This window comes from Thiocapsa rosea (assembly GCF_003634315.1).
Lineage (GTDB): Bacteria > Pseudomonadota > Gammaproteobacteria > Chromatiales > Chromatiaceae > Thiocapsa > Thiocapsa rosea.
Map to the genome: position 1 here is coordinate 4,014,925 of NZ_RBXL01000001.1, position 23,022 is coordinate 4,037,946.

Below are 23,022 nucleotides of genomic sequence, written 5' to 3' on the forward strand. Positions count from 1 at the left end.
TCTGATTCAACAACGGCGGCGCGTGGTCGAGCCCAACCTCTCGCTGGATCTCGAACGTCGCACGCGCATAGCAGACAGAATGCTTCCGCTTAATCGGGCTCCCGCAGCCGATCGAGCAGATCGAAGGTGACGGCGCCCGTCGGTGCGACGCCGCGATCGGTCTGGAAGCGTCTGATCGCATCCCGGGTGCGAGGGCCGATCAGGCCGTCGGCCGGGCCGGCGTCGAAGCCGCGCGCGTTGAGATGAGTTTGTATGAGGAGGACCAGTGCGTTCGATAGAGGCGGCGCATCGAGACGTTGCGGCGTGCCGTCCACGGAGATGCATCGGTCCAAGACGACCTCGCGATCGCTTGCGGCGTGACGGAAGACATAGGGCTCATCGGGATCGCACACCAGCTCGGCGGGTTGGGGCTCGAGCGCGGGCGACTCCGACGTTGCGATGTCCGATTCCGTCGGTTCGATGGGCCGACTCGGCGCATCGAGCACGGGAGCGTCGGGCTCGGCGCTCGGGTCGAGCGCGTCTGGTCGATCGGTCGGCTCATCCGTCGGTGGTACGCTCGGGTCGTCATCGGTGACGTCGGGCAGGGGCGCGGGCGCAATCGTGACGGCATCGGGGGCTGCCGGGGAGGGCGTCGGCGGTGCCATGACCGGCCTCGGGTCGTCATGATCGACACGGGGAAAGGTCGGTTTCTGTGTCGGCACGACCAACGCCAGGACGATCAACAGCGTCATGATTCCCAGCCAGAGACCGCCCGCAAGCGGCCAAGCGGTGAGCCGACGGTCAAGATCGGAGGGTGGACGCCGAGCAAGCTCGGTCAAGCGTTCCCGAAGCGGGGCTGCCACGCGAGCATAGGCATTCCGATAGCCGCGGATCGACCAGCGCAGGGTCCACCGCGCACTCATCAGGAGGGGGCGGACCAGCCCGAGCAGATCGCCGGGTTTGATGCTGTCGACCAGGGTCGCCAGCGCCGCAGGCCGCCGCACGGCGAGCACGGAAACGGGGATGGCGAGCAGACCTGCCAGAGCGATCAGCCCGACATCGGTCAGCCAAGCCGTCGGGGAACCGAGAACCAACGGATAGAGGATCACCAAGCCGAGCAGCGGAACCCAACCCACGAGCGCCCAAGTGACCCGCGGCATCGAGGGCGATGCCGACCCGCGTCCGGAGCGATCGGTATCCGCACTGGACGTCTCGAGCCGCGCGCCGAACCCAAACCATCCCGCGACTCGGCCCCGGTCAAAAAATCGCTTTGAAGCGCGTTCCGCTCGAACCTCGTTGTTTCTGCCTGGATCGCGTTCCATGAGCACATCGTGACCCGCTACATGAACGCGCTTCAAACTCCAAACGAACCGCACCATCATCCAGGCGGTGGCGACGGTGGTCAGTGCGACCGCGACCTGCAGCCATGCCCAATCGGAGTCGACGAAGATCGGCTTGATCCCGTATTTCGCCACGGCGCCGCTGGTGAGGGGAACGGCGGCCATCGACAAGGCCAGCAGCACGAGCCCGCCGAAGACCAGGCCCTGTAAGCCTGAGGACTTGCGAAGCCCGACGCCGAGAAAGAGGCCGCCTTTGGTCAGCGCGTGATGCCCGGCGTAAAGCGCCAAGCCGATGGCGGCGACCGGTGCCATCGCGGGCTCGATGAGCATAAGCCCCAAGGTCATCGCCATGAGCCCCATCTTACCGACGCTCGAGTAGGCCAGCAGGACCTTGGGGTTGGACTGCAGGATCCCGATGGGGGCGGCATACAAGGCCGTCGCCAGGCCGGCAAAGACGAACAGCAGCCCCCAGCCCGGCAAGGCGACCTCCCCGACCGGAAGGAACCTCAGCCAGCCGAGCAGGGCGACCTTGATCATGGCGCCGCTGAGCACCGCACTGGCCGGGATGGGCGCGGCCGGATGTGCGAGCGGAAGCCAGACGTGCAGCGGAATCAGCCCGGCCTTCACCGCGAGACCGAGGATGAGGAGTCCGATCGCGAGATCGTCGAGCTCGACCAGATCCTCCGGTGTCGGCAGGATCGATCCGGTGATGGAGGCGATCATGACCAGCGCGACGAACAGAGCAAGCTCCGCTCCCAAAGTCAGAACGAGATAGACCTTGCCGGCCCGCAAGGCGCTGCGGTCGCCTTCGTGGATCACCAGCCCGTAGGAGGAGATCCCCATGACCGCGAAACCGACATAGAAGCTGACCAGGTCCTGCCCGACGATCAGCCAGAGGTTGCCGGCCATCGCCAGCAGGAAGAAGGTGTTGAAGCGCCCAACATGCGGGGTACCGCGCATGCTCGCCACGGCGTGGATTCCGGCCGCGGTCCAGAGGATCGAGGTGAAGATCAGAAAGATCCGTCCGATCTCGTCGAGCCCGAAATGCGCGCCGAGCAGAAGCCAGGGCAGATCGAGCGACTCCCCGATCGGCACCAGCAGTGCGGCGACGAGCGCCGGCACGGCCGCGACTGCAGGTGTCCACCAGGACAGCCGATGCATGGCGAAGGCTGCCGCCAGAAGCGGAAGCGCGGCGACGAGCGGTAGGAGCCAGGTCATCGGCCGTACTCCCGCTCGGCGATCAGCGTCGCCCACTCGAGCGGAGTGAAGGGCGCGGCCGCGAAGAGTCCGGCCCCGAGTGCCAGTGCGGCCGTGATCACCGGCGGCCACAGCAAGGCGCCCGCGATCTCCATTCGCCCGGCATGGCGGTGCTCCTGCGGCCACTGCTGCGGGGCAGGTCTGAACCAGGCGCGATGCAGGATGGGCAGGAAGTAGGCGGCATTCAACAGGCTGCTTGCGACCAAGACCGCAATGACCCAGTTCGAGCCGGCGTCCGCAGCACCCAGCCCGAGATACCACTTGCTGACGAAGCCTGCGACCGGCGGGACCCCGATCATGCCGAGCGCGCCGATCGTGAAGGCGAGACTGGTCCAGGGCATGCGCCGCCCGACGCCATCCATCTCGCTGACGTTGTGAACACCCAGTGACTCGGCATAGTTCCCGGCGCAGAAAAAGAGCGTGATCTTCATAAGACCTTGATGGACCAGATGGACCATGCCGCCGATGGTCGCGATGGGCCCGAAGATCGAGGCGCCGAGTGCGATATAGGACACTTGGCTGACGGTCGAGTAGGCCAGCCGTTTTTTGAGATTGTCCTGGGTCAGGGCCATCAGCGACCCGTAGATGATGGTGACGGAGGCGAGTATACCGAGGACGAGAAGCAGACCGTTGGCATAGGCGAACTCCACGCCATAGACATCGTAGACCACGCGCACAATCCCGAAGGCCCCGGCCTTCACCACCGCGACCGCGTGCAGTAGCGCACTGACGGGTGCGGGAGCGACCATCGCCTGCGGCAGCCATCCGTGCAGCGGGACCAGAGCGGCCTTCACGCCCAGCCCGGCCAACAGCACGAAGAAGATCAGGATGAGCTCCCAGCGGATCTCTTCGGGCGACACGCCCAGGATACCGCCCTGCGTGAACTCCACCGGGCCGACGAGCGCCTGCAGCCAGATCGCCCCGACCAGGAGCAAGGCCCCGCCGCCGACCGTGTAGGCGAGGTAGACCTTCGCCCCGTGCGCGGCATCGGGGGTGCCTCGGTGCGCGACCAGGGGATAGGTCGCCAAGGTCAGGATCTCGTAGAAGATCACGAAGGTCAGGAGGTTTCCGGACAGCGCGATGCCGACCGTCGCCGAGACACAGATGCTGAAGAAGCCGAAGAATCGGCTGCGGTTCGGCGAATGCTCCAGGTAACCGATCGCGTAGATCGTCGTCACCAGCCACAGGAGCGTGGACAAGGCGACGAAGAGCACCGACAAGGCGTCGGCGCTGAGCACCAGGTCAAGACCCGGCGCGAGCGTCCAGCGGGTCTCGTAGTGCTGTCCGTCGTAGACGCCGCCGATCATCCAGATCACCAGGCCCACCTTGACCAGCGCGCCGGCCATGTTCAGAACGGTGCGCAGGCGATGACTCTCTTCCCGCAAGAGGAAGATCATCATGCCCGGTATCATCGAGCTGAGGAGGATCGCGGCCGGCAGCCAGGCGTCGAAGCTCATCCGAACGCCCCCTGCTCGAGCAAGACCCACAGCGGCTGCGCGGCGATCCCGAACCCGAAGGTCGCGATCATCCCGAGCAGGAGCGCCGGAAGCTCGGTGCGCGCATCGTTGACGAAGCGATAGGGCGCGGGCTCGCGATTGAAGGCCCGGCTCAGCACCCGAAAGATGTAGGCGGCCGCGAGCAGCGTACCGATCATCATCACCACCAGCCACCACCAGTGCCCCAGGATCATCGCCTGCTCGAGCATCATCCACTTGGCCAGAAAGGTCCCGCTCGGGGGCAGGCCGATGAGGGAGACACCGGCCAGGCCGATCGCAAAGGTGGCTGCGGGAAGTGCCTGCGCGGCACCGCCGAGGTCGTCGATCCGGTCGTGCCCTGCGGTCTTCTGCACCATCCCGGCGGCGAGGAAGAATCCGGCCTTGGCGAAGCCGTGGGTCAGGGCGAGCAAGACGACCGCAGCCAGTAGATTGTCCCGGGCCAGGCCGGGCGGGGTGGCGACCAGCAGGGGGAAGGCGATGAAGAGATAGCCGACCTGGGCGACGGTCGAATAGGCCGCGAGCAGCTTGAGCCGCTCGGCGCGCAGTGCCCGCCACGACCCCCACACGACCGCGGCAGCCCCGAGAACACCGAGCAGATTCGCCGCGGCCTCGTTGAGCACCGGCGCGAAGACGTCGAGCCAAAGGCGCAAGACCAGATAGAAGGCGGCCTTGCAGACCAAGGCGGACAAGGCGGCACTGACCGGCGCCGGGGCGTTGGCATGGGCGGGCGGGAGCCAGAAGTGCATCGGGAAGAGTGCGACCTTGAGGATCAGGCCGCCGAACATCAGGGTCATCGCCGTCCAGGCGACCGGTCCGGGCTCGATGGCTTCGGCGACCAGCCCGATATCCAGCACCCCGTAGGCGGCATAGACGAGCGCGACGCCGAGCAGATAGCTCATGGAGCCGAGGAGCCCCACCAACAGATAGCGCAGATTCGCGGCGACCGCCTCGCGCGTCCCGGTGCGCGCGCCCAAGGCCGCGGCGGAGAGGCCGAGAAGCTCCAGCGTCACGTAGAGGTTGAACAGATCGGTCGCGAGGAAGAGTCCGTTCAATGCGCTCCACAGCAGCAACCAGAGCGGCCAGAAGTGCAGCGCGGTCTCCTGCTTGAAGTAGCCGCCGGCGTAGACGCTGATGGCGAGGGCCACCGCGTTGGCCATCGCCAGGAAGGCCGCTGAGAGCCCGTCGGCCTCCAGCGCGATGCCGAGCGGGGCGCCCCAGCCGCCGAGATCGGCCCTCAGGACGCCGTCGCTCCAAACCGCGGATGTGACCGCCAAACCGCTCGCGGTGGTGAGCACGGCGGTCAAGAGGCCCAGGCCGCGCGCATGCGCGGGCGAGACGGTGACCGCGAGTGCGCCGAGCAGCGGCAGTGTGACCGATAGGGGTAGGGCGTCGATCATTCCGGATCAGCGTCCTGATCCAGCCGTTTGCCGAACGCCAGGGCCAGTGCGGTGGCGCTCACGGCAACGACGATCCCGGTCAGCACCAGGGCGTGCGGGATGGGATCCGGCGCGGTGTCGATCCCCCGGTAGGCGATGGCGACCAGGATGAGAAAGACACCGGCCCCCATCACGTTGATCGCGATCAGCTTGCGCAGCAGCGGCGCATGCACGAGAAACGACCAGAGACCGAGGAGCACCAAGATGATCCCGGATCCGCCGTAGAGGAGTTGGGCGTAAAGAAGCTGATCGGTCACGCCGTCTCTCCGGTCGTCGGGTGTGCGGCGGGTCGGCCGCCCAAGTAGGCGGCTGCAAGGGTCGCGCCGATGGCCAGGGTGGCGGCTGTCTCGATAATCAGGATGAGCCATTTCGCGAGGCCCGGGGGGTAGGTCAAAAAGCCGTTGCCGAGGACCATGAGCAGCAGCCCCGTCATCGTGAAGACGAAGACCCCGAGCGCAACGAGCAGGCGCAATCGGCTTTCACACGGAAGCCCGGCGTTGCGATGTCCGGCAAGCGCGAGCATCACGCCGGCCGCGCCCAAGAGCGCCCCGGCCTGAAAGGCGCCGCCCGGTGCATAGGCGCCGACCCACAGCATGTACCCGGCCGAGAGGATCAGCAGGGGCACGAACCCGGCGACCATACCGTCGAGGATGCTCGCGGCCGGCTGAAAGCCGGACCCGGCCGCACCCAGAGACCAGATGCCGAGCAGCGCGCTCAAGAGCACCGCAAGCTCCAACAGGGTGTCGTAGGCGCGAAAGTTGAGAAGGACCGAGGTCACCGGGTTGGACACGCCGCTGTCGGGCACGCGCGCCAGTGCGACGGAGGCGAGCCGATCCCCCGCCTCACCCGTGACCGCAAGGAAGAAGGACCAGCCGAGCAGGCCGCCCACAGCGATGAGCCCGAGCGGGATGAGGATGTGCTCCAAAGGCCGAATCACGGCGTGCTCTCTTGGTTGTTGCGTCTGTCCCGAGCGGTCTTTGCATCCGCGGCCCGTCGGGCCGCGGCGAGCATCAAGGCGCCGCTCAGACCGGCCCCGATCGCAGCCTCCGCAAGGGCCAGATCGGGCGCTCGAAGTCTCGCCCAGACCAGCGCGAGCAGCAACCCGAAGGCGATGTAGAGAATCACGGCCCGCCGCGGTTCCCGACTCGTCAGCGTGACGACGGCAAGGCCGAGCAGGGTCAAGGTCAGCAGCACATCGAAAAAGGTGAGGACGACGTTCATCGGACGTCCTCGCCGTCGCCGCGCAGCGCGCGCTTGGCAATGAGGTGGGCACCTGTCGCGCCCGCGATCACCACGAGCAGCCAGACCAAGACGAGCTTGAGGCCGTAGAAGAGATCGGGCGCCATCGGCATCAGTCCGAGCACGATGAACCCCAGGCCGACGTTGTCGGCCTTGGTCAGGGCGTGGAGTCGGCTGAAGCGGTCGGGCAGACGGATCAGACCGACCGTCCCGGCCACGAAAAAGAAGCCGCCGACCAGTAAAAAGGCACCGGAGAGAAGCTGCACCGGATCCATCGAATCAGTCTCCGTGGTTCGTGAGACGCCGCCGCGTGAAGGCCGTGACGGCGACGGCGGCGAGCAGCGAGAAGATAAGCGCGACGTCGATCAGCGCCGGGACGGCGAGCACCGGGGCAAGAAGCAGGATGACGCCGATCCCCGAGGTTCCCATCAACTGCGCGGCCATCATGCGGTCCGACGGGGTCGGGCCGATGGCGACGCGGATCAGTCCGGCGGCAATTCCGGCCATCAGAACCAGTGCGACGGTCAAGAGCAAGGGGCTCACGGTCGATCCTCCGGAGGCGCCGGTGCCCCGTCAGCCGGGGAGCGCTCCGCCGTTGTCGGATGCGAAACGGGTGCGAGTGTTTCGCCGAACAGCTCCGCGACACGCCGCTCGAGCGCGCTCAAGTCCTCCACGATATCCGTGCCGACGTCAAGCGCGTGCACCGTCGCGAGATCCCCGCGCAAATCGGCGCTGAGCGTGCCGGGCAAGAGGCTGATGGTGTTGATGAAGACCAACCGGGCAGGCGGGCTCTGCAAACGCACCCGGTACGTCTGGTGCCCCGGCTGAACCCGTAGCCGCGGGAGCACGACCCGCGCGGCGACGTCCAGACCGCCGCGGAGTGACTCCCGCAGAAAGTAAGGCGCAAAGCGCGCCAAACTCGAAAGCGACAGCGTGCTGTTCCGCGGTTTCGACAGCCTTAAGCTTGCCAAAGTCGCCGCGATGACGAAAGGCCCGCCGACGATCCACGACGCGCCGTCCGGACCGACCAGGATCAACCAGATCAGCGCGAAGCCGATCGCTCGTGAAAGGGCTGCCGGAGGATGGGCGAAGACGGGGTGTCGGTGAAAATGACGCATGTCGCCCTGGACGCGGTTTAGTTTCGAAAATCGATACCCGGATGGTGTTGCGCGGCTCGAGACCGCCCGGCGAATGTCGAAGATCCCCGGCCGGGCCGGGGAGACCGTCACGAGGCGTATCCATCGACGCAATGCGAAGTGTGGGGCGTCGTCGGCATCACTCCAATGGGGATTGATTGGAATTGCACAGGCAGACGGATAAAGCGAAGGTAGATTCCCGAAAAGACGAGTTGTTAATAATATTATGCATGATATCTACATGTTCCCGGTGGCTGTTCGAGGGCAAACCATTTAGACTGTACGGGATGTGCATTCGGCGCACGATCGTTACCGCAACGCAGCGACCGGGGCCGCACGGGATGTCTCGCGTTCCCGGATCCCTTGCTCCGGGCTTCGCGAGGAGGATCGTTTCAATCATGGGATGTCGATGATTGATCAGCGGCCAGCGGCCTGAACGAGAAATCCTGGAAAGTCCGGCTTGATCGGATCTTCAAGGGGTTCGGCCAGTCAAACCCAGCGCAACCGTTCGGCAGCGAAAGCATAGGATACAGATGACGCATTTCCGGAGAAACTTACTCACCGGGGTGGTGACCGTGATCCCGCTCATGGTGACCTCCTTTGTCTTCATGTTTTTTCTCGACCTGCTCTCGGGGATCGGGCGGCCCAAGGTGATCATCCTCGCCAACGCCGTGCGACCGCTGTCGCCGGACATGGCCCGCTGGATTTTGGAGGTGCCTTGGCTGTCCTCGGCGCTGGCAATCACCCTTACCCTTTTGATGCTCTACCTTCTGGGATGGGCGGTGACGAATCTGATCGGGCGCCGGATCCTGTTGAATCTTGAGGATTGGCTCAAGCACATCCCGTTCGTGACCACGATCTACGGAGCGACGAAGAGGCTCGTCGAGGCATTTCGCAGCGACGGGAACGACGAGGCCGACAGGTCGCGAAAGGTCGTGTTGATCGAATTTCCCCACAGCGAAATGAAGGCCGTCGGCTTTCACACGCACACCATGATCGACGAAGAGAGCGGCATCGAGCTGGCGGCCGTCTACGTGCCGACGGCACCGAATCCGACCGGCGGCTACCTTGAGATCGTCCCCAAGGATCGGATCATACCTCAGGAGTGGTCGGTCGACGAGGCCATGACGTTTGTCGTTTCCGGCGGCACGACGGCACCTGATACCATTCGATTTACCCGCCCTGGTACGCCCCGATGCGGAAACCCGGGTACGGCGACAACCGCTGCCTTCTCAGTCGAGGGCGTTGTTTGCCCGCCCGGTGCGCGCGCGGCAAATCGCTGAATTCTTCGCAACCTAAAGGAGTTAACGCATGAACGAGAAACCGGCAATGGTGCCGCCGGGCCCCGATGAACGACGGGATTCCCTCGGCAATCAAGCTCACGATTCAAGCAATGCGGGTCAGCGCGATCCGTCGGGTGCAGGTTCGAGCGCGCGAACGGGTTCGCGCCCTTCGCCGCTGCGTGTCGTGGGAATCGGGCTTGCCCTCTGCGCTGTCATCGTGCTCGCACTCGGCATTGTCTGGTCGCGCCAGCCACCCACCTTCGACGTTGCGGCACTCCAGGCGACAGAGCTGGCGGCCATCGAGGGCAGCAGGCCGGTGCCGGGAACGGCGGTCGTGGCTGCGGCGATCGGCGTCGGAGAGACCCTGTTGGACAAGCCGGGTGGGTTTCTCTTCAACGATATCACTCCGCCGGGAATCTATCTGGACAACATGCCGAACTGGGAATACGGGGCGCTTAAGGAGCTTCGTGATTCCGTGCGTGCGCTTCGCAACGACTTCAGCCGCTCCCAAACCCAGTCCATCGAGAACGACCATGCGAAGCGTGCAGACGTGAAGCTCGCGATCGATGCCTCGTCGTGGATGCTCCCCTCCGCCGAGGACGAGTATCGCCAAGCCATGGATTCGTTGCGACTCTTCCTGCGTGATCTCTCCACCGGTCGGGACCGCAGTGCGCGCTTCTACGCCCGTGCGGACAACCTCGCCGCCTATTTGTCGGTCGTCGAGAAACGGCTCGGCAGCCTTGCCTTGCGTTTGAGTGCGAGCGTGGGCGACCATGAGCTGGCGGCCGCATTGATCATGAATGTCGGCGATCCCAATGCCGAGATGGAGCCAGAGATCGAGTCAATGAAGATCGACGGTGGCGGAGGGGCGACGCCTTGGTACCTGGTCGATGATATCTTCTACGAGGCTCGTGGCTACACCTGGGCCTTGTTGCACATGATGCGGGCCGTCTCCATCGACTTCGCGGACATTTTGGCCTCCAAGAATGCGGACATCTCGATTCAGCAGATCATTCGCGACCTCGAGGGTGCGAGCAAGACGATGGCCAGCCCGATCGTGCTCAACGGGCACGGCTACGGTTTCTTGGCCAATCACTCGCTGGTGATGGCGTCCTATATCTCGCGCGCCAATGCCGCGGTGCTCGATCTGCGGATCCTGATGCAGCAGGGCTGAACCGCGACCCGGTTCAGACAGGCGTTGTTGTCCTATCGGCTCGGCGTCGCGTGAATCAAGCGGCGTCGGAGCCGGCGCGGTTCAGAAGATCACCGAGGCAGGGTGGACAAGGAGAGTAGGGTGGACAAGCGCAGCGCAGTCCACCCGCGCCGGAGCGGGGTTCGGTGGATTTCGCTCTCGCTCGTCCACCCTACCGGCCGATCGTATGAACAAGACCGACTTGCCCCAAACCACGTCTAGCCCGCCGGAAATCACCGGGACCAACAAAAAGGGGCCTTTCGGCCCCTTTAAATCTCATCACGGTGTGATCAACCCACGTTAAACCGCGTCCAGAGCGAGATGCTGATTTTCGAGTGAGGTCGACGTTCGGTCCATCCTCAGCCGAAAGAGTCCTCTACGATGTTCTTGTACCAGCTGTAGGCGTATTGCACCTCGCGGGCCAATGCCCAGTCGGGTGCATCCATCGGTGTGACACCGCCCGAGCCCTCGACGTCCGCGATCGCGCTGCCGTCTTCGGCCATCCGATAGACGCCGGCGACCGAGATGCCGTAGTCCGTGCCGACGATCGAATAGCAGGTGTTGACGTAGGACGGTGTTCCGGGCTCTTCGCCCTTAAGCATGGCGACGACCGCAGCCGCAGCGACCTTGGCCTGGCTGTTGGCCGCATAGGCGGATTTCGGCATGGCGCCGGCGATGCAGGCGTCGCCGATGACATGGATGCCGGGTTGGAGCTTGGACTCGAAGGATCGGAAGTCCACCGGGCACCAACCGCTGTCGTCGGCCAGACCTGCGGTCTGGGCGATCTCTCCGGCCCGCTGCGGCGGGATGATGTTGATGATGTCGGCCTTGATCTCGTCTCCGAAGCCGGTCTCGACCGTCATCTCGTCGACCTTGACCAGGCTGACGGCCGCATCTGGACCCGGGCGCCACTCGATCAGTGCGTCGTCCGTCCCGAAGCCATAGAGTCTCTCCCAGGCTTGGGTGAAGAGCGCCTGTTTGGAGAACGCCTGCTTGGAGTCAAGGATGATGACCTTCGACTTGGGCTTGTTGGCCTTGAAATAATGGGCGATCTGACTGGCGCGCTCGTATGGCCCGGGCGGGCAACGGAAGGGGTTGGCCGGAGCCGAGATGACGACCACGCCGCCGTCGGCCATGTCTTCAAGCTGCTTGCGCAGGATCAGGGTCTGCTCGCCGGCCTTCCAGGCGTGCGGCAGCTTCTGCGCAGCGTCTTCGCTGTAGCCTTCGACCTTGTCGAACAGGATTTGGATACCCGGGGCGACGATGCAGCGATCGTAGCCGAATTCGGTGCCGCCTGCGGTCTTGACGACCTTCTTTTCGGCATCGATACCCGCCGCAGTGTCATGCACCACGTTGATCCCGTGCGCCTTGAGTCCGTCGTAGCCGACCTTGAGCGTATCGAAAGCGCGGTCTCCGCCGAGCACTTCGTTGCTCAGATAGCAGGTGATGTATTCCTCGTTGGGCTCGATGACCGTCACGTCGATGCTCGAATCGGCCATCTTGATGTACTTGGCGGCGGTCGCACCACCGGTGCCGCCGCCGACGATCACGACCTTCTGCGTCGCGCCGAGGGCGAGGTGCGGTGCACCGATCAGGCCGACAGCGGTTGCTGCGCCCGCGACCTTTACGAAATCACGTCTGTTGATCTTCATTCCGTTCTATCCTCCGGTGGCGATTACTGCTGGCTCGCGTAGAAAGCAAACACGGCGGCGAGCCCCGCGTCTCCGTCCTTCTCGAGAAGGTCATCCAGCTTGCTCTTCATCTTCTTGGGAATCTCGCGACGATCCGCCCGGAAGTCCTCCATGGAATAGGCGAGATAGGGTGTCCACTGGCCGGCGAGGAGGTAGAAATCCTCGGCATCTTCACCGGTGTCCGGATCACGCAACGGGATGCCGCCCTCGGCATGGCAGTTCTCGCAGTATTTGTCGTGCAGCTTCGCACCCTGGTCAACCAGCGCCTTGTCGTAATCCTGTTGGGCGGGCTTGAACTCCTGAGTGTTGAAGAACTCTGCCATCTGCTCGAATTCCTCGTCCGTATAGCCTTTGGCGATCCGGCCCATGATGGTCGAGTAGATGTCGCCGCTCTTGTAGCCCTGCATCATGTCGACGAAGACAACCCGGTTGATCCCGGCGATGATGGGCGATGCCGGACCCGCACTGTGGCCGAGGGTGCCGTGACAACCGGCGCAGGTGTTGGCAAGCATCGATGCTGTGGCGTCGGCATTGGCTCCCGAGGACACGCCGAGCGCGAGTGCGCCGGCAAGTAGGGCCAATCTTGGTGATATCGTGGCCATGCTTCCTCCAAATGGTCGTTAGGTGGTGTCGGTAACGCGCGGCGCTCGATGCCGCGATGCAGGAGGGGCGTCCTTTTTGCGTCCCTCGGTGCATTTGGTGTCGCCCCGGGCCGCGTCGGTCGCGTGTCGTCCTCAGGGGCTGAGTCGCTGCGCCAAAAGCGCGGCGGCTTCTCGATTGCCTCGTTGCTCCGCCAGATCCCCGGCGGTGCGCCCGTCGCTGTTTGTCAGGGCAGGGTCGGCGCGATAGGTCAGCAGGGTTTGAATCAACTCGGCGTGGTCCGTGACGACCGCTTCCATCAACGCGGAGGTGCCGTCCTCGTCCTGAAGATTGGGATTGGCCCCGCGCTCGAGCAGGAGCAGGGTGGCGTCGGGATGTCCCTGGCTGATCGCCAGGATCAGCGGTGTTGCCCCGAGTCCGTCGCGGGCATTGACGTCAGCGCCCGCGTCGAGCAGGGCCTTGACCACGTGCCAGTGACCGGCGTCGGCCGCAAGCAGCAGCGCCGTCTCGCCCTCCTTGTCCCTGGACTCAAGCTCCGCACCGGACTCGATCAAGAGGTCGACGACCTCGACCTGTCCGTGCACGGCGGCGAGCATGAGCGCGGTTCGCCCCTCTCGATCGGATGCCTTGGGGTCGGCGCCGCGAAAGAGCAGCTGCTCGGCCATGTCGGAAATGCCGTAACGCGAGGCGATCATCAAGGGATCCCAGCCGATGCGGGTTCGGTCGTGTACGTTCGCGCCGCGCTCGATCAAAACGGCCGTGATGGCGATGTTGCCGTGCTCTGCGGCAAAGGTGAGCGGCGTGCAGCTCGCAACGGTGCGGGCATTGACGTTGGCCCCACGCGTCAGGAGCAGGGCAACCGTCTCGAGATCGTCGGATTCCACGGCGACCATCAAGGCGGTTTTGCCTAATTCGTTGGCCGCATCAACCGGAATCCCTTGGTCGAGCAGGGCGGCGACGGCCTCGGTGTCGCCGATCATGGCGGCGAGGCGAAGCTCTTTGCCGAGGTCGGGGCTCACCGGATCGGCCGCCTGCACCTCGGTGAGCAGCACGGCACCAACGATCAGCAGGAGTGAGCCGATCGCCCGACGATATTGGCTCGAAAGCTGGATGACACTCATGACCGACCTCGGCGTGTTCGCTGCATGGCGCGCTCAGGCGGCGTCCGGATCCGCGGGAGTGGCTTTACCCCCGGTGCTCCGAGCCGCTTCGGATGTCGCTGCCGTGTCCTCTGCAGGCGCTTTCGGGGGCTCGTCGGACGGCGGCTCATCGGGGAGATGATGCGCGATCCCTTTGTGACAATCGATGCAGGTTTGTCCGCGATCCTCGGCCGCGCCGTGTCGGCTGCGTGCGGAGCGGCTCTGTGCCGACAGATCCATGTTGGAGAAGTCGTGACAGCTCCTGCAGGTGCGCGAGTTGTCCGCCTTCATCCTGTCCCAGACACGATTCGCCATTGCCCAGCGCTGCGCCTCGAACTTCTCCGGGGTGTCGATCGTGCCGATCAATTCGTGATAGACGTCCTTGGCGGCCATGAGCTTGGCATGGAGCTTGGGGAAAAACTCCCGCGGCACATGACAGTCCGAGCAGGACGCTTGGACACCGGAGGCGTTCTTGTAGTGAACCGTCTCCTGATACTCGGCGTAGGGGACCTGTAAACTGTGGCAAGAGACACAGAGGTCCATTCGGTTCGAATAGGCCAGACCGCCGGACATGGCAACGGCAAATCCGATCCCCGCCACGAACACCAGTACCAAGACGACAAGCGATGTCCTGCGTGTGGATTTGCGGGCTTCAGACATAGACATCCTCTTTACGGCGACGACTGGGGGACGTCGTTGGCCGTCACGGCTCTTATTCTTGTGAACGCCAGACGGGCGTTTAGTCTTTGACGATTCGCAATCGATGGTACGGCATCCGTGCCCTGCTTGCCAAGGTGGGCAAGCACTCAAGGAGTCGGTTGTCGGTGATCGGTTATTGCTTCGTCGGTTGGTTGGTGATCGGTGATCGGGGCGAGGGCGCCGGCCAGCGCAAGGCCGGGCCACGCGGATCGATCGGGTCTCAGTCCGCGTCGCGCCGTGCGCCGATCCCGCGCTCGTGCGCGAAGTCGAGCATGCGGCGAATCGGTACTAGTGCTCGTCTGCCGAGGGCCGGATCGATCAGGATCTCCTGGTCTCCCTTGAGCAGGACCTGCTCGAGGTTCTGCAATGCATTCATGGCCATCCACGGGCAATGCGCGCAGCTCTCGCAGGTCGCGCCTTCGCCGGCCGTCGGGGCCGGGATCAGGGTCTTGCCGGGCGCGAGCTGGTGCATCTTCCAGAAGATCCCGGCGTCGGTCGCGACGATGAACTCACGGTTCGGCATCTCGACCACGGCCTTGATGAGCTGGGTGGTCGAGCCGACCACGTCGGCCTGATCGACGACGTCGTCCGGAGATTCGGGGTGCACCAACACAGCCGCCTCGGGATGGAGCTTGCGCACACGCTCCAGCGCGAAGGATTTGAACTCTTCGTGAACCACGCAGGCGCCGTCCCAGAGCAGCATGTCCGCCCCGGTCATGCGCTGGACATAGTGTCCCAGATGCTTATCGGGCGCCCAGAGAACCTTATGGCCCTGCTCGGCAAGATAGGCGACGATGGGCAGGGCAATGCTGGAGGTCACGACCCAATCGGACCTGGCCTTGACCTCGGCGCTCGTGTTGGCATAGACCACGACGGTGTGGTCCGGGTGGGCATCGCAGAAGGCGCCGAAGGCGTCCGCCGGACAGCCTTCATCGAGCGAGCAGGTCGCGCGAAGGTCCGGCATCAGGATCCGCTTCTCGGGATTGAGGATCTTCGCCGTCTCGCCCATGAAGCGAACGCCGCAGACCACCAGTGTTCGTGCACTGCTGGCGGCGCCGAAGCGCGCCATTTCCAACGAGTCCGAGACGCAGCCGCCGGTCTCCTCGGCGAGCGCCTGAAGATCGGCATCCGTGTAGTAATGCGCGACCAGGACCGCATCCTGCGCCTTGAGCAGCGCCTTGATCCGGTCCGTGAGCTGTGCTTTCTCGAGCGTGCTCAGCGTCGGCCATTGCGGATGCGGCGGAACCGCGATGGCGGGTCTCGGCGCGTGCTCGGGTGCTCGGATGCTCATCGTGTCACCAGTGCTTGCGATTCGGTCAAGCCGCGGAGTGCTCCGTCCTGCCGAGCACGGCCGCCGGGTCATCGGGGAGGTGCGCCTTGTGCGGCGACTCCTTCAGGCCCTTGGGGTTCGTATAGCGTTCGTTGAGCGTCTGCACGAAATTCTCGCAGTTTTGAAGAACCTCGTTGATCTGTGTGCGGGTCTTGCTGCTCCATCCGATCGGCCGGCCGATGATGACCGGGCGATAGAAGCGGGTGTTCTTTTTGAAGGCAGACATCAGATTTCCCGGCGGGTTCTTGCGTGCGACCTGCTTTCTCAGCCAGGGCTCGACGCTCATCGCGGCCAGTTTGCGAACCGTGAAATGGGTGCCGATGGCCAGTGCGATCAGCGTCCCGATCAAGGCATCGTGGCCCCAAGTGTAGTGGCTCGTCAGGACCTCCAGCCAAGCGGGTTCATAGGAGAGCCCCACCCAGTGGCCTGCATTGATACTCCAATAGACGAAAAAGGCAGCGACAAGCGCGATGAGTGCTGCGTCGACGACCAGGGTGCGGGCGCGCCAGCGCCGCACGGCACTCTGCAGCAGGGGCACGGCCTGGTGTCCGAAGGCGTTGGCGGTCTCGCGCAAGGCTGCGATGATGCGGTAGGCGCGCTCGATCTCGACACGCTCCATGCGCAGGAAGATCTCACCGAGGTCTTCGTCGCGCTTCTTCTCGAAGCGCTTGCGCTTGTGCTCGTCCGGGATGGGAATCCCGACTTCCGGATTGTAGATGGTATAGAAGCGGCCCGCGGTCAAGCCCGCTTCGCCGATCGCGCGCAGCCAGGCCGCGACCACGTCCTCCGGGTTGTCCTCGTTGGCTGCGGTATCCAACTGATTGAGGATGTACAGGAACTTGCCCGAATCGGCACGGTGGATGGTGTCCTTCACCAGATGCTTGAGGGTGTCGCGCATCGCACCCGGCTCCGGGTGGCGCGCGTCGAAGAACACCAAGACCAGATCGGACAGGCCGATCATATGGTCGCTGATGCGCAGGATCCCCGTGCGCTGCGCGTCGGCGTCGAAGCCGGGCGAGTCGATTATGATCTTGCCGCGCAGACGTTCGCTGCAGCTGGTCTTGAGCTGCAGATAGGCATCGATGCGTTTGCCTTCCCCGCCGGCGACCTGCTCGATGTCGTGCGACATCTGGTAGAAGGGGAAGCGCGGATCCGAGTCGAGAGAGACGCCCGGAAGCGAATGACTGACCTTCTCCGGACTGTAGACAATCACGGTGAAGCGATCGTCGACGGCTTGATTGCCGGTGCGTTGCAGCTTTTGTCCGAGAAAGAAATTGATGAAGGTCGACTTGCCCGCCGAGAAGGTGCCCAGGATCGAGATCAGCGGCCACCAGGGGATCTGGGTCGCGAACGATTGGTTGGTTTCCAGCAGTCCCGTTCCGTACGCAACACGGTCGATCGCCCGAAAGCTCTGCACGGCACTGAGCAGGACCGGGTTCTCTTGCTCCAGATGAGACTCCAGCTCCTGCATGCGCTGTTGAACGGCCTCGGCGGTAGACGGCATAGGGTCAGCTCCTCGATCTGGATACAACGCTTCGCTTCAGTTGCAAGACAAGCGTCAAGGTTATGGGGGCAGCGGCGTCCGAGGCGCTCGGCGTCATTGACCGGCAGGCGACATCCGTCGCGGCGGCCAAGCCGATCCGGCCCCGACCGCAATGGCGCACGATGTTACACTGAAGTTCGGCGGGATGGATAGCCGGTCACGGACTAGGGGTACTCGGATCGGGCTCGGCTTGCGGGCACGGCGACGGCGGTGTCTTTTGTCGGTGTCGAAGCCCTCGCTGCCGCGACCGTCGCGTCGAGCCGGCGTTTGTCGGCTTGAATGTCGAGCGGCGTCGAAGGCATACTGGGATACTGCGCCGTCCGGAGAATGAAAAGACAACGCGGCACTGAGCAGGCCAAAGGTGCCAGGCTCGGATGCTGCGGATCCGCAACGGATGAGCGCCGGACCCGCGAGGCTGTCCGGTGTCCACGGCAGGTCCGAACGCCATAGCGCCGCTCGGACGTGCGACAAAAAACCCAGCGTTTGGTGTGCGATCCGATGTCAATACAGTTTCGAACCGCCCGTTTTGCGTGCACGCTCGCCGTTGCCGCTGTCGTCTCGTCGGGCTCGGTCCAGGCCCAGGTGCAGGCCGATATCGGCGATACCTTCGTCGTTCAGCAGGCGCAAGGTGCACCCACCGTCTCCTTGGGCGGCAGTGTGGTCCCTTATAAGGAGGTGACGCTCGCCGCGCAGCTGCCGGGACGCATCACCTTCATCGCCGGACGCGAGGGCGATACCTTCAAGGAAAAGGATTTGCTCGTCGCGATCGGCGACGAAGAGCTGCTCGCGAATCGGCGCGCGCTGCTCGCGCAGATGGCGAGCGCCGATGCCCAACTGCGCAATGCGGGCGTTCAGTACTCAAGGGAGATCTACTCGCCGCAGTCGCGTTCCGCGATGGGCGGGATGGGTCTGCCGAATCTGTTCGATCAGATGTTCACGCGCCCGGCCGAGAGCTTCATCGGGGAACGCGACCGCACGGCCGAGCGCTCGGCCGATCTCTTCGCCTCCGGGATTCAGATCCAAGAGGCGCAAAACGCCATGCTGCGCCTCCAGGCGGAGCTTCAGGCGCTCGACTCCAAGATTCGCGATGCCCGCAGCATCGCGCCCTTCGACGGGGTGATCGTGCGCAAACTCATCGAGGTCGGGGACACCATTCAGCCCGGGCAGCCCATGCTCAACTACGCCGACGTGGAGTACCTTCAGATCGAGGTCGATGTCCCGGCGCGCCTGCGTCCGGGGCTGCGCGACGGCATGATGGTCCAAGCCGAGCTGGACCCGGACAATCGGCGCGTGCCTGTCCGGGTGGCTCAGATCTTCCCGATGGCCGATCCGCAACGTCACACCGTCAAGATCAAGTTCGATCTCCCGCAGGGCGTGTCCGAGCCCGGGATGTACGCCAAGGTGCTGGTGCCGGACCTCAACGCCCCGGCGCGTGCCAATCCGGTCATCCCGAGCAGCGCGGTGCGCTACAACGGCAGCTTGCCCGGGGTCTATGTCTTGAGCGAGCGGGGCGAGCCCCAGCTGCGCCTCATCCGCGTCGGCGAGGAGCTTCCCGGCGCGATGGTCACCGTTCTGAGCGGGCTTCGTGCCGGCGAGAGGGTCCTGACGAATCCCGGTCCCCGCGTCACGGCCGGCTGGGCGAGCGGATCACCCGCGGATCGCTGACGACCGCTCCCTTCAGCCCCGGCGATCGCGCACCGCGATCGCCTGCGCAATCCATGTCGCAGCGATGCGGCGCAGGCCCGGTTAATCTGGATTCGACATGAGCCAAGACGTCACATCCCCTCCGCAGGATCGCAAGGAGCCTGCTTACGACGAGGACAATCTCGGAATTGCCGGGCGCACCGCCCGATTCTTCATCCGCTCGCCGCTCTCGCCGCTCTTCTACGTCGCCATGCTGATGATGGGCCTGCTCGGTCTCATCATGACGCCGCGTCAGGAAGACCCCCAGATCTCGGTGCCCATGATCGACATCATGGTGCAGTATCCAGGCGCCTCGGCCCAGCAGGTCGCCAATATGGCGATGCAGCCGCTCGAACGGATGATGAGCGAGATCCCCGGGGTCAAGCACGTGTACTCCGCGTCTCAACGCGGCCAGGGGATCGTGACCGTCGAGTTCGTGGTCGGGGAGAAGATGGGTCCCTCCTTGCTCAAGGTGAACGACAAGGTCGCCTCGAACATGGACAAGATCCCGCCCGGGGTCATGCCGCCGCTGATCAAGACCAAGGGGATCGACGACGTTCCGATCGTCACGCTCACGCTTTGGTCCAAGGACCTGGACGGGGACGGAATACCCGATGTCGACGACGGTCAGTTACGTCTGCTTGCCCAGGATGTGCTGCAGGCGGTCAAGCAGGTCAAGGATACGGGCAACGCCTTCATTGTCGGCGGGCGCCGCGAGGTCGTGACCGTCGATGTCCTTCCGGAGCGCCTTTCCGGGTATCAAATCAGTCTGGACCAAGTTGCTCAAACCCTCGTCAGCGCCAACGCCGAGCAGGTCGCAGGCGGTCTCGAGGCGAGCGGTGCACGCTTCTCGGTCACCACCGGCGCCTTTTTGACGGGTGTGGAGGACATCAACCGTTTGGTGGTCGGCACCTTCAACAACCTGCCGATCTATATCCACGATGTGGCGCGCGTGACCCAGGGTCCCGAGGACGCCTCGGAGCTGGTCGCGTTCTACACCGGGCCGGCATCCGAGGTCGAGGACGCCGCGGACGGCCGCCCGGCCGTCACGATCGCTGTCGCCAAGAAGGAGCTGACCAACGGCGTGACGGTGGCGAACGCCATCATGGATCGCGTCGAGGAGCTCAAGGGCTCGCGAATCCCGGCCAACGTCGAGGTCAGCATCACGCGCAACTACGGCCAGTCCGCCGACCAAAAGGTCTCGGAGCTGATCGGCAAGCTGATCAAGGCGACCCTGTTCGTCGTCATCCTGGTGCTGCTGGCCTTCCGTGCGGTGCGTCCGGCCATCGTTGTTATGCTGGTCATCCCGGTCGTGCTCTTCATGACCGTCTTCGTGGCTTGGGTCACCAACTACACGATCGACCGCGTGAGTTTGTTCGCGTTGATCTTCTCGATCGGCATCCTGGTCGACGACGCCATCGTGGTGGTCGAGAACATCTATCGGCGCTGGCTCGAAGAGGGACGCACCGACGAGGACACGGCCATCGACGCCGTGCGCGAGGTCGGCAACCCGACCATCCTCGCCACCTTCACCGTCATCGCGGCCTTGCTGCCGATGGGGTTCGTCAGCGGCATGATGGGTCCCTACATGGCGCCGATCCCGGTGTTGGGCTCGGTGGCGATGTTCATCTCTCTGTTCGCGGCCTTCGTCTTCACGCCCTATCTGGCGATCTCCAAGTGGCTGCGACCCTCGATGAAATATCTCGAGGCCGCGGAGAAGCGCGAGCACAAGGAGGCCGAGGGGCTCGAAAAGCTCTATCGACGGATCCTGACACCCTTGATCGAGCACCGCAGCAAGCGCTTGATCTTCAAGCTGGCCCTCTGGGGCACCTTCCTCGTCACCCTGTCGTTCTTCTATTTCAACCTGGTGGCGGTCAAGATGCTGCCGCTGGACAACAAGCCCGAGTTCTCGGTCGTGCTCGACATGCCCGAGGGTACGGCTCTGCCGGTGACGGCGAACCTCGCGCACCGCATGGCCGACAAGCTGCGCAGCATGCCCGAGGTGACCGCCATCCAGCTCTATGCCGGGACTGCGCGACCCTTCGACTTCAACGGCATGGTGCGTCATTACTATCTGCGCTCGGATCCCTGGCACAGTGAGCTTCAGGTCCAGTTGACGGATAAGCACGACCGGGATCGCACCAGTCACGAGATCGCGGTCGAGGCGCGCGAGCTGCTCGCCAAGCTGGTCGAAGGCACGGGCGCATCGCTTGCGGTGGTGGAGATGCCGCCGGGTCCGCCGGTGCTGCAGTCGGTCGTCGCGGAGGTCTACGGACCCACGCCGGAGCTGAGGCGTCAGTTCGCACGCGACCTCACCGACATCTTCGGCAAGGCCGAGAGCACCCGCGATGTCGACAACTATCTCAGAGGCGCCTTCGACTACTGGCGCTTCAACGTGGACACCGAGAAGGCGGTGCGTCGCGGGATCTCGGTCGACACCATCAACCGCAATCTGGCAATGGCCCTCGGCGGCTCGCCGATCGGCGACATCAAGCCGCAGGCGGGGCGCCAGATGGGCCACGAGCCCGTGCAGATCGTGCTGCAGGTGCCGCTGGCGGAGCGCTCCCAGGTCGATCGCCTCGGCGATCTTCCGATCCAATCCAATCAGGGATACACGGTCCCGCTGCGCGAACTCGGTGAGTTCCAGTTGACGCCGGAAGAGGACATCATCTACCACAAGGACTTGCGTCCGGTGGAGTATGTGGTGGCCGATGTCGGCGGGCGGCTTGCGGCACCCGTGTACGCCATGTTCCAGATCGAGCGCATCCTCGATCAGCAGGACTACACGGCACCGGACGGCACCAAGCCGCAAGGCAGCGAAGAGATGGACGACGCCATCTTCTGGCTGGGTGCGCCGCCCGACAGCAGTCGCTTGGCCTGGACGTGGGCGGGCGAGTGGACCGTCACCTACGAGACCTTCCGCGACATGGGCGCCGCCTTCGGTGTTGCGCTGATCCTGATCTACATCCTGGTGGTTTGGGAGTTCGGCAACTTCCGCATCCCGCTCGTCATCATGGCGCCGATTCCGCTCACCTTGCTCGGCATCATTCCGGCGCACGCGATCATGTTCAGCCTCGGTTTCGGCGGGGAGTTCACGGCCACCTCGATGATCGGCTGGATCGCGCTGGCCGGCATCATCGTACGAAACTCGATCCTGCTCGTGGATTTCGCGATCCACGAGATCCAGAAGGGCGTGCCGGTCGCCGAGGCGATGATCCGCTCCTGCAAGATCCGCACGCGCCCGATCGTGATCACGGCCTTGGCCTTGGTCGCGGGCTCGAGCGTGATCATTACCGACCCGATCTTCCAGGGCATGGCGATCTCGTTGCTGTCAGGCGTGCTGGTCTCGACCGTCCTGACGCTGATCGTCATCCCGCTCGGCTGCGTGGCCGCGGGCGACGACATGTGCCGGGTGGCTCTGGCAACGGCCCCGCCCGGAACCAGCCTCCCGTGCATGACGGATGCCGAGCCGCGGAAGGCATCGCACACGAGCTCCGGCGGCGGTGTCAGCCGGTTCTTCGGCAAGGTCGTGGAGTTCTTCATTCTTGCACTCTATGCGGTGCGCGGAATCTTCCTGCTGCTCTTCGAAGCGGCGAAGAGCGCGCTCAAGACCAAGACGAAAACGAAGTCCGTTCGCCGGCCGGCCGTACGCTCTGAGGCGACGACTGCGGCAGCCGATACGCCCGTGGAGAAGGATGTGCCCTCGGTCAAAGGCGAGAGCGCCGCGTCCGAGCCCGCTCGGACGGTGACCAAGAAGCGCGCGACAACGGCGTCGAAGGCGAAACCGACGACGCGTAAGACGGCGGCGAAGAAGTCCGCAGCGGCCGACACATCGAGTCAGGCGGTTCAGAAGAAGGCCCCGCGGCGCGGTATTCGCTTGAAGATCGACGACGAAAACGATACAGGCGATCGTTAGTGTATCGGCGGCGAGGGGCGCGATGCGTGCAACCGGACGCGGGGCCGGGCTCGGACTCCGATA

The 23,022-nt window shown here is 64.4% G+C and carries 19 protein-coding genes; 4 read left to right on the forward strand and 15 right to left on the reverse strand.

Going from position 1 to position 23,022, the window contains the following annotated elements; translation table 11 throughout:
* Nucleotides 1-89 precede the first annotated feature (89 nt).
* The 9 genes from BDD21_RS28345 to BDD21_RS18100 are packed head-to-tail and all read right to left on the reverse strand — an operon-like array spanning nt 90 to nt 7,865.
* On the reverse strand, nt 90-2,537 hold the full coding sequence (locus BDD21_RS28345) for a proton-conducting transporter transmembrane domain-containing protein (RefSeq protein WP_120798339.1): 2,448 nt from the start codon (nt 2,535-2,537) through the stop codon (nt 90-92).
* A complete protein-coding gene (locus BDD21_RS18065) occupies nt 2,534-4,033 on the reverse strand; it encodes a complex I subunit 5 family protein (protein ID WP_120798340.1) in 1,500 nt (499 codons plus the stop codon). Before BDD21_RS18065 ends, BDD21_RS28345 begins: the two co-directional genes overlap by 4 nt.
* The gene (locus BDD21_RS18070) at nt 4,030-5,469 is read right to left on the reverse strand and encodes a complex I subunit 5 family protein (RefSeq protein ID WP_120798341.1); all 1,440 of its coding nucleotides are present in this window, start codon (nt 5,467-5,469) and stop codon (nt 4,030-4,032) included. The genes BDD21_RS18065 and BDD21_RS18070 overlap by 4 nt, the downstream gene beginning before the upstream one ends.
* Nucleotides 5,466-5,765 (reverse strand): NADH-quinone oxidoreductase subunit K, encoded by a 300-nt coding sequence (locus tag BDD21_RS18075; RefSeq protein ID WP_120798342.1) that lies wholly within the window; start codon nt 5,763-5,765, stop codon nt 5,466-5,468. The genes BDD21_RS18070 and BDD21_RS18075 overlap by 4 nt, the downstream gene beginning before the upstream one ends.
* A complete protein-coding gene (locus BDD21_RS18080) occupies nt 5,762-6,445 on the reverse strand; it encodes an MnhB domain-containing protein (protein WP_120798343.1) in 684 nt (227 codons plus the stop codon). The genes BDD21_RS18075 and BDD21_RS18080 overlap by 4 nt, the downstream gene beginning before the upstream one ends.
* Complete coding sequence (locus tag BDD21_RS18085; protein ID WP_120798344.1) at nt 6,442-6,729, reverse strand: Na(+)/H(+) antiporter subunit B; 288 nt, start codon at nt 6,727-6,729, stop codon at nt 6,442-6,444. The genes BDD21_RS18080 and BDD21_RS18085 overlap by 4 nt, the downstream gene beginning before the upstream one ends.
* Nucleotides 6,726-7,022, reverse strand: a complete 297-nt coding sequence (locus BDD21_RS18090) for a cation:proton antiporter (RefSeq protein ID WP_120798345.1) — start codon at nt 7,020-7,022, stop codon at nt 6,726-6,728. Before BDD21_RS18090 ends, BDD21_RS18085 begins: the two co-directional genes overlap by 4 nt.
* Nucleotides 7,023-7,026: 4 nt before the next feature.
* On the reverse strand, nt 7,027-7,290 hold the full coding sequence (locus tag BDD21_RS18095; protein WP_120798346.1) for an MrpF/PhaF family protein: 264 nt from the start codon (nt 7,288-7,290) through the stop codon (nt 7,027-7,029).
* Entirely contained in the window at nt 7,287-7,865 is a 579-nt protein-coding gene (locus BDD21_RS18100) for a Na+/H+ antiporter subunit E (RefSeq protein WP_120798347.1), read from the reverse strand. Before BDD21_RS18100 ends, BDD21_RS18095 begins: the two co-directional genes overlap by 4 nt.
* A gap of 668 nt (nt 7,866-8,533) precedes the next feature.
* On the opposite strand from BDD21_RS18100, the gene BDD21_RS18105 reads away from it, so the two are divergent.
* Together BDD21_RS18105 and BDD21_RS18110 are read left to right on the forward strand one after the other, a co-directional pair.
* Nucleotides 8,534-9,166 (forward strand): DUF502 domain-containing protein, encoded by a 633-nt coding sequence (locus tag BDD21_RS18105; RefSeq protein ID WP_245969675.1) that lies wholly within the window; start codon nt 8,534-8,536, stop codon nt 9,164-9,166.
* A gap of 28 nt (nt 9,167-9,194) precedes the next feature.
* Entirely contained in the window at nt 9,195-10,340 is a 1,146-nt protein-coding gene (locus BDD21_RS18110; RefSeq protein WP_120798349.1) for a DUF2333 family protein, read from the forward strand.
* Between the two features lie 377 nt (nt 10,341-10,717).
* Here BDD21_RS18110 and BDD21_RS18115 read toward each other — a convergent pair whose 3' ends face one another.
* From BDD21_RS18115 to BDD21_RS18140, 6 genes are all read right to left on the reverse strand, one after another.
* Entirely contained in the window at nt 10,718-12,010 is a 1,293-nt protein-coding gene (locus tag BDD21_RS18115; protein WP_120798350.1) for an FCSD flavin-binding domain-containing protein, read from the reverse strand.
* A gap of 23 nt (nt 12,011-12,033) precedes the next feature.
* Nucleotides 12,034-12,651: a c-type cytochrome gene (locus BDD21_RS18120; protein ID WP_120798351.1), complete on the reverse strand. Its 618-nt coding sequence runs from the start codon at nt 12,649-12,651 to the stop codon at nt 12,034-12,036.
* 132 nt (nt 12,652-12,783) lie between these two features.
* A complete protein-coding gene (locus tag BDD21_RS18125; RefSeq protein ID WP_120798352.1) occupies nt 12,784-13,770 on the reverse strand; it encodes an ankyrin repeat domain-containing protein in 987 nt (328 codons plus the stop codon).
* Between the two features lie 33 nt (nt 13,771-13,803).
* A complete protein-coding gene (locus BDD21_RS18130; RefSeq protein ID WP_120798353.1) occupies nt 13,804-14,448 on the reverse strand; it encodes a NapC/NirT family cytochrome c in 645 nt (214 codons plus the stop codon).
* Nucleotides 14,449-14,707: 259 nt separating this feature from the next.
* A complete protein-coding gene (gene nadA / locus BDD21_RS18135; protein WP_120798354.1) occupies nt 14,708-15,778 on the reverse strand; it encodes a quinolinate synthase NadA in 1,071 nt (356 codons plus the stop codon).
* Between the two features lie 25 nt (nt 15,779-15,803).
* Nucleotides 15,804-17,321: a dynamin family protein gene (locus BDD21_RS18140; protein WP_120798355.1), complete on the reverse strand. Its 1,518-nt coding sequence runs from the start codon at nt 17,319-17,321 to the stop codon at nt 15,804-15,806.
* A 537-nt stretch (nt 17,322-17,858) separates the two neighbouring features.
* Between BDD21_RS18140 and BDD21_RS18145 the strand changes: the two genes are divergently transcribed.
* Both BDD21_RS18145 and BDD21_RS18150 read left to right on the forward strand, forming a co-directional pair.
* On the forward strand, nt 17,859-19,025 hold the full coding sequence (locus tag BDD21_RS18145) for an efflux RND transporter periplasmic adaptor subunit (protein ID WP_245969676.1): 1,167 nt from the start codon (nt 17,859-17,861) through the stop codon (nt 19,023-19,025).
* A gap of 97 nt (nt 19,026-19,122) precedes the next feature.
* Complete coding sequence (locus BDD21_RS18150) at nt 19,123-22,959, forward strand: efflux RND transporter permease subunit (RefSeq protein WP_120798356.1); 3,837 nt, start codon at nt 19,123-19,125, stop codon at nt 22,957-22,959.
* Nucleotides 22,960-23,022 lie beyond the last annotated feature (63 nt).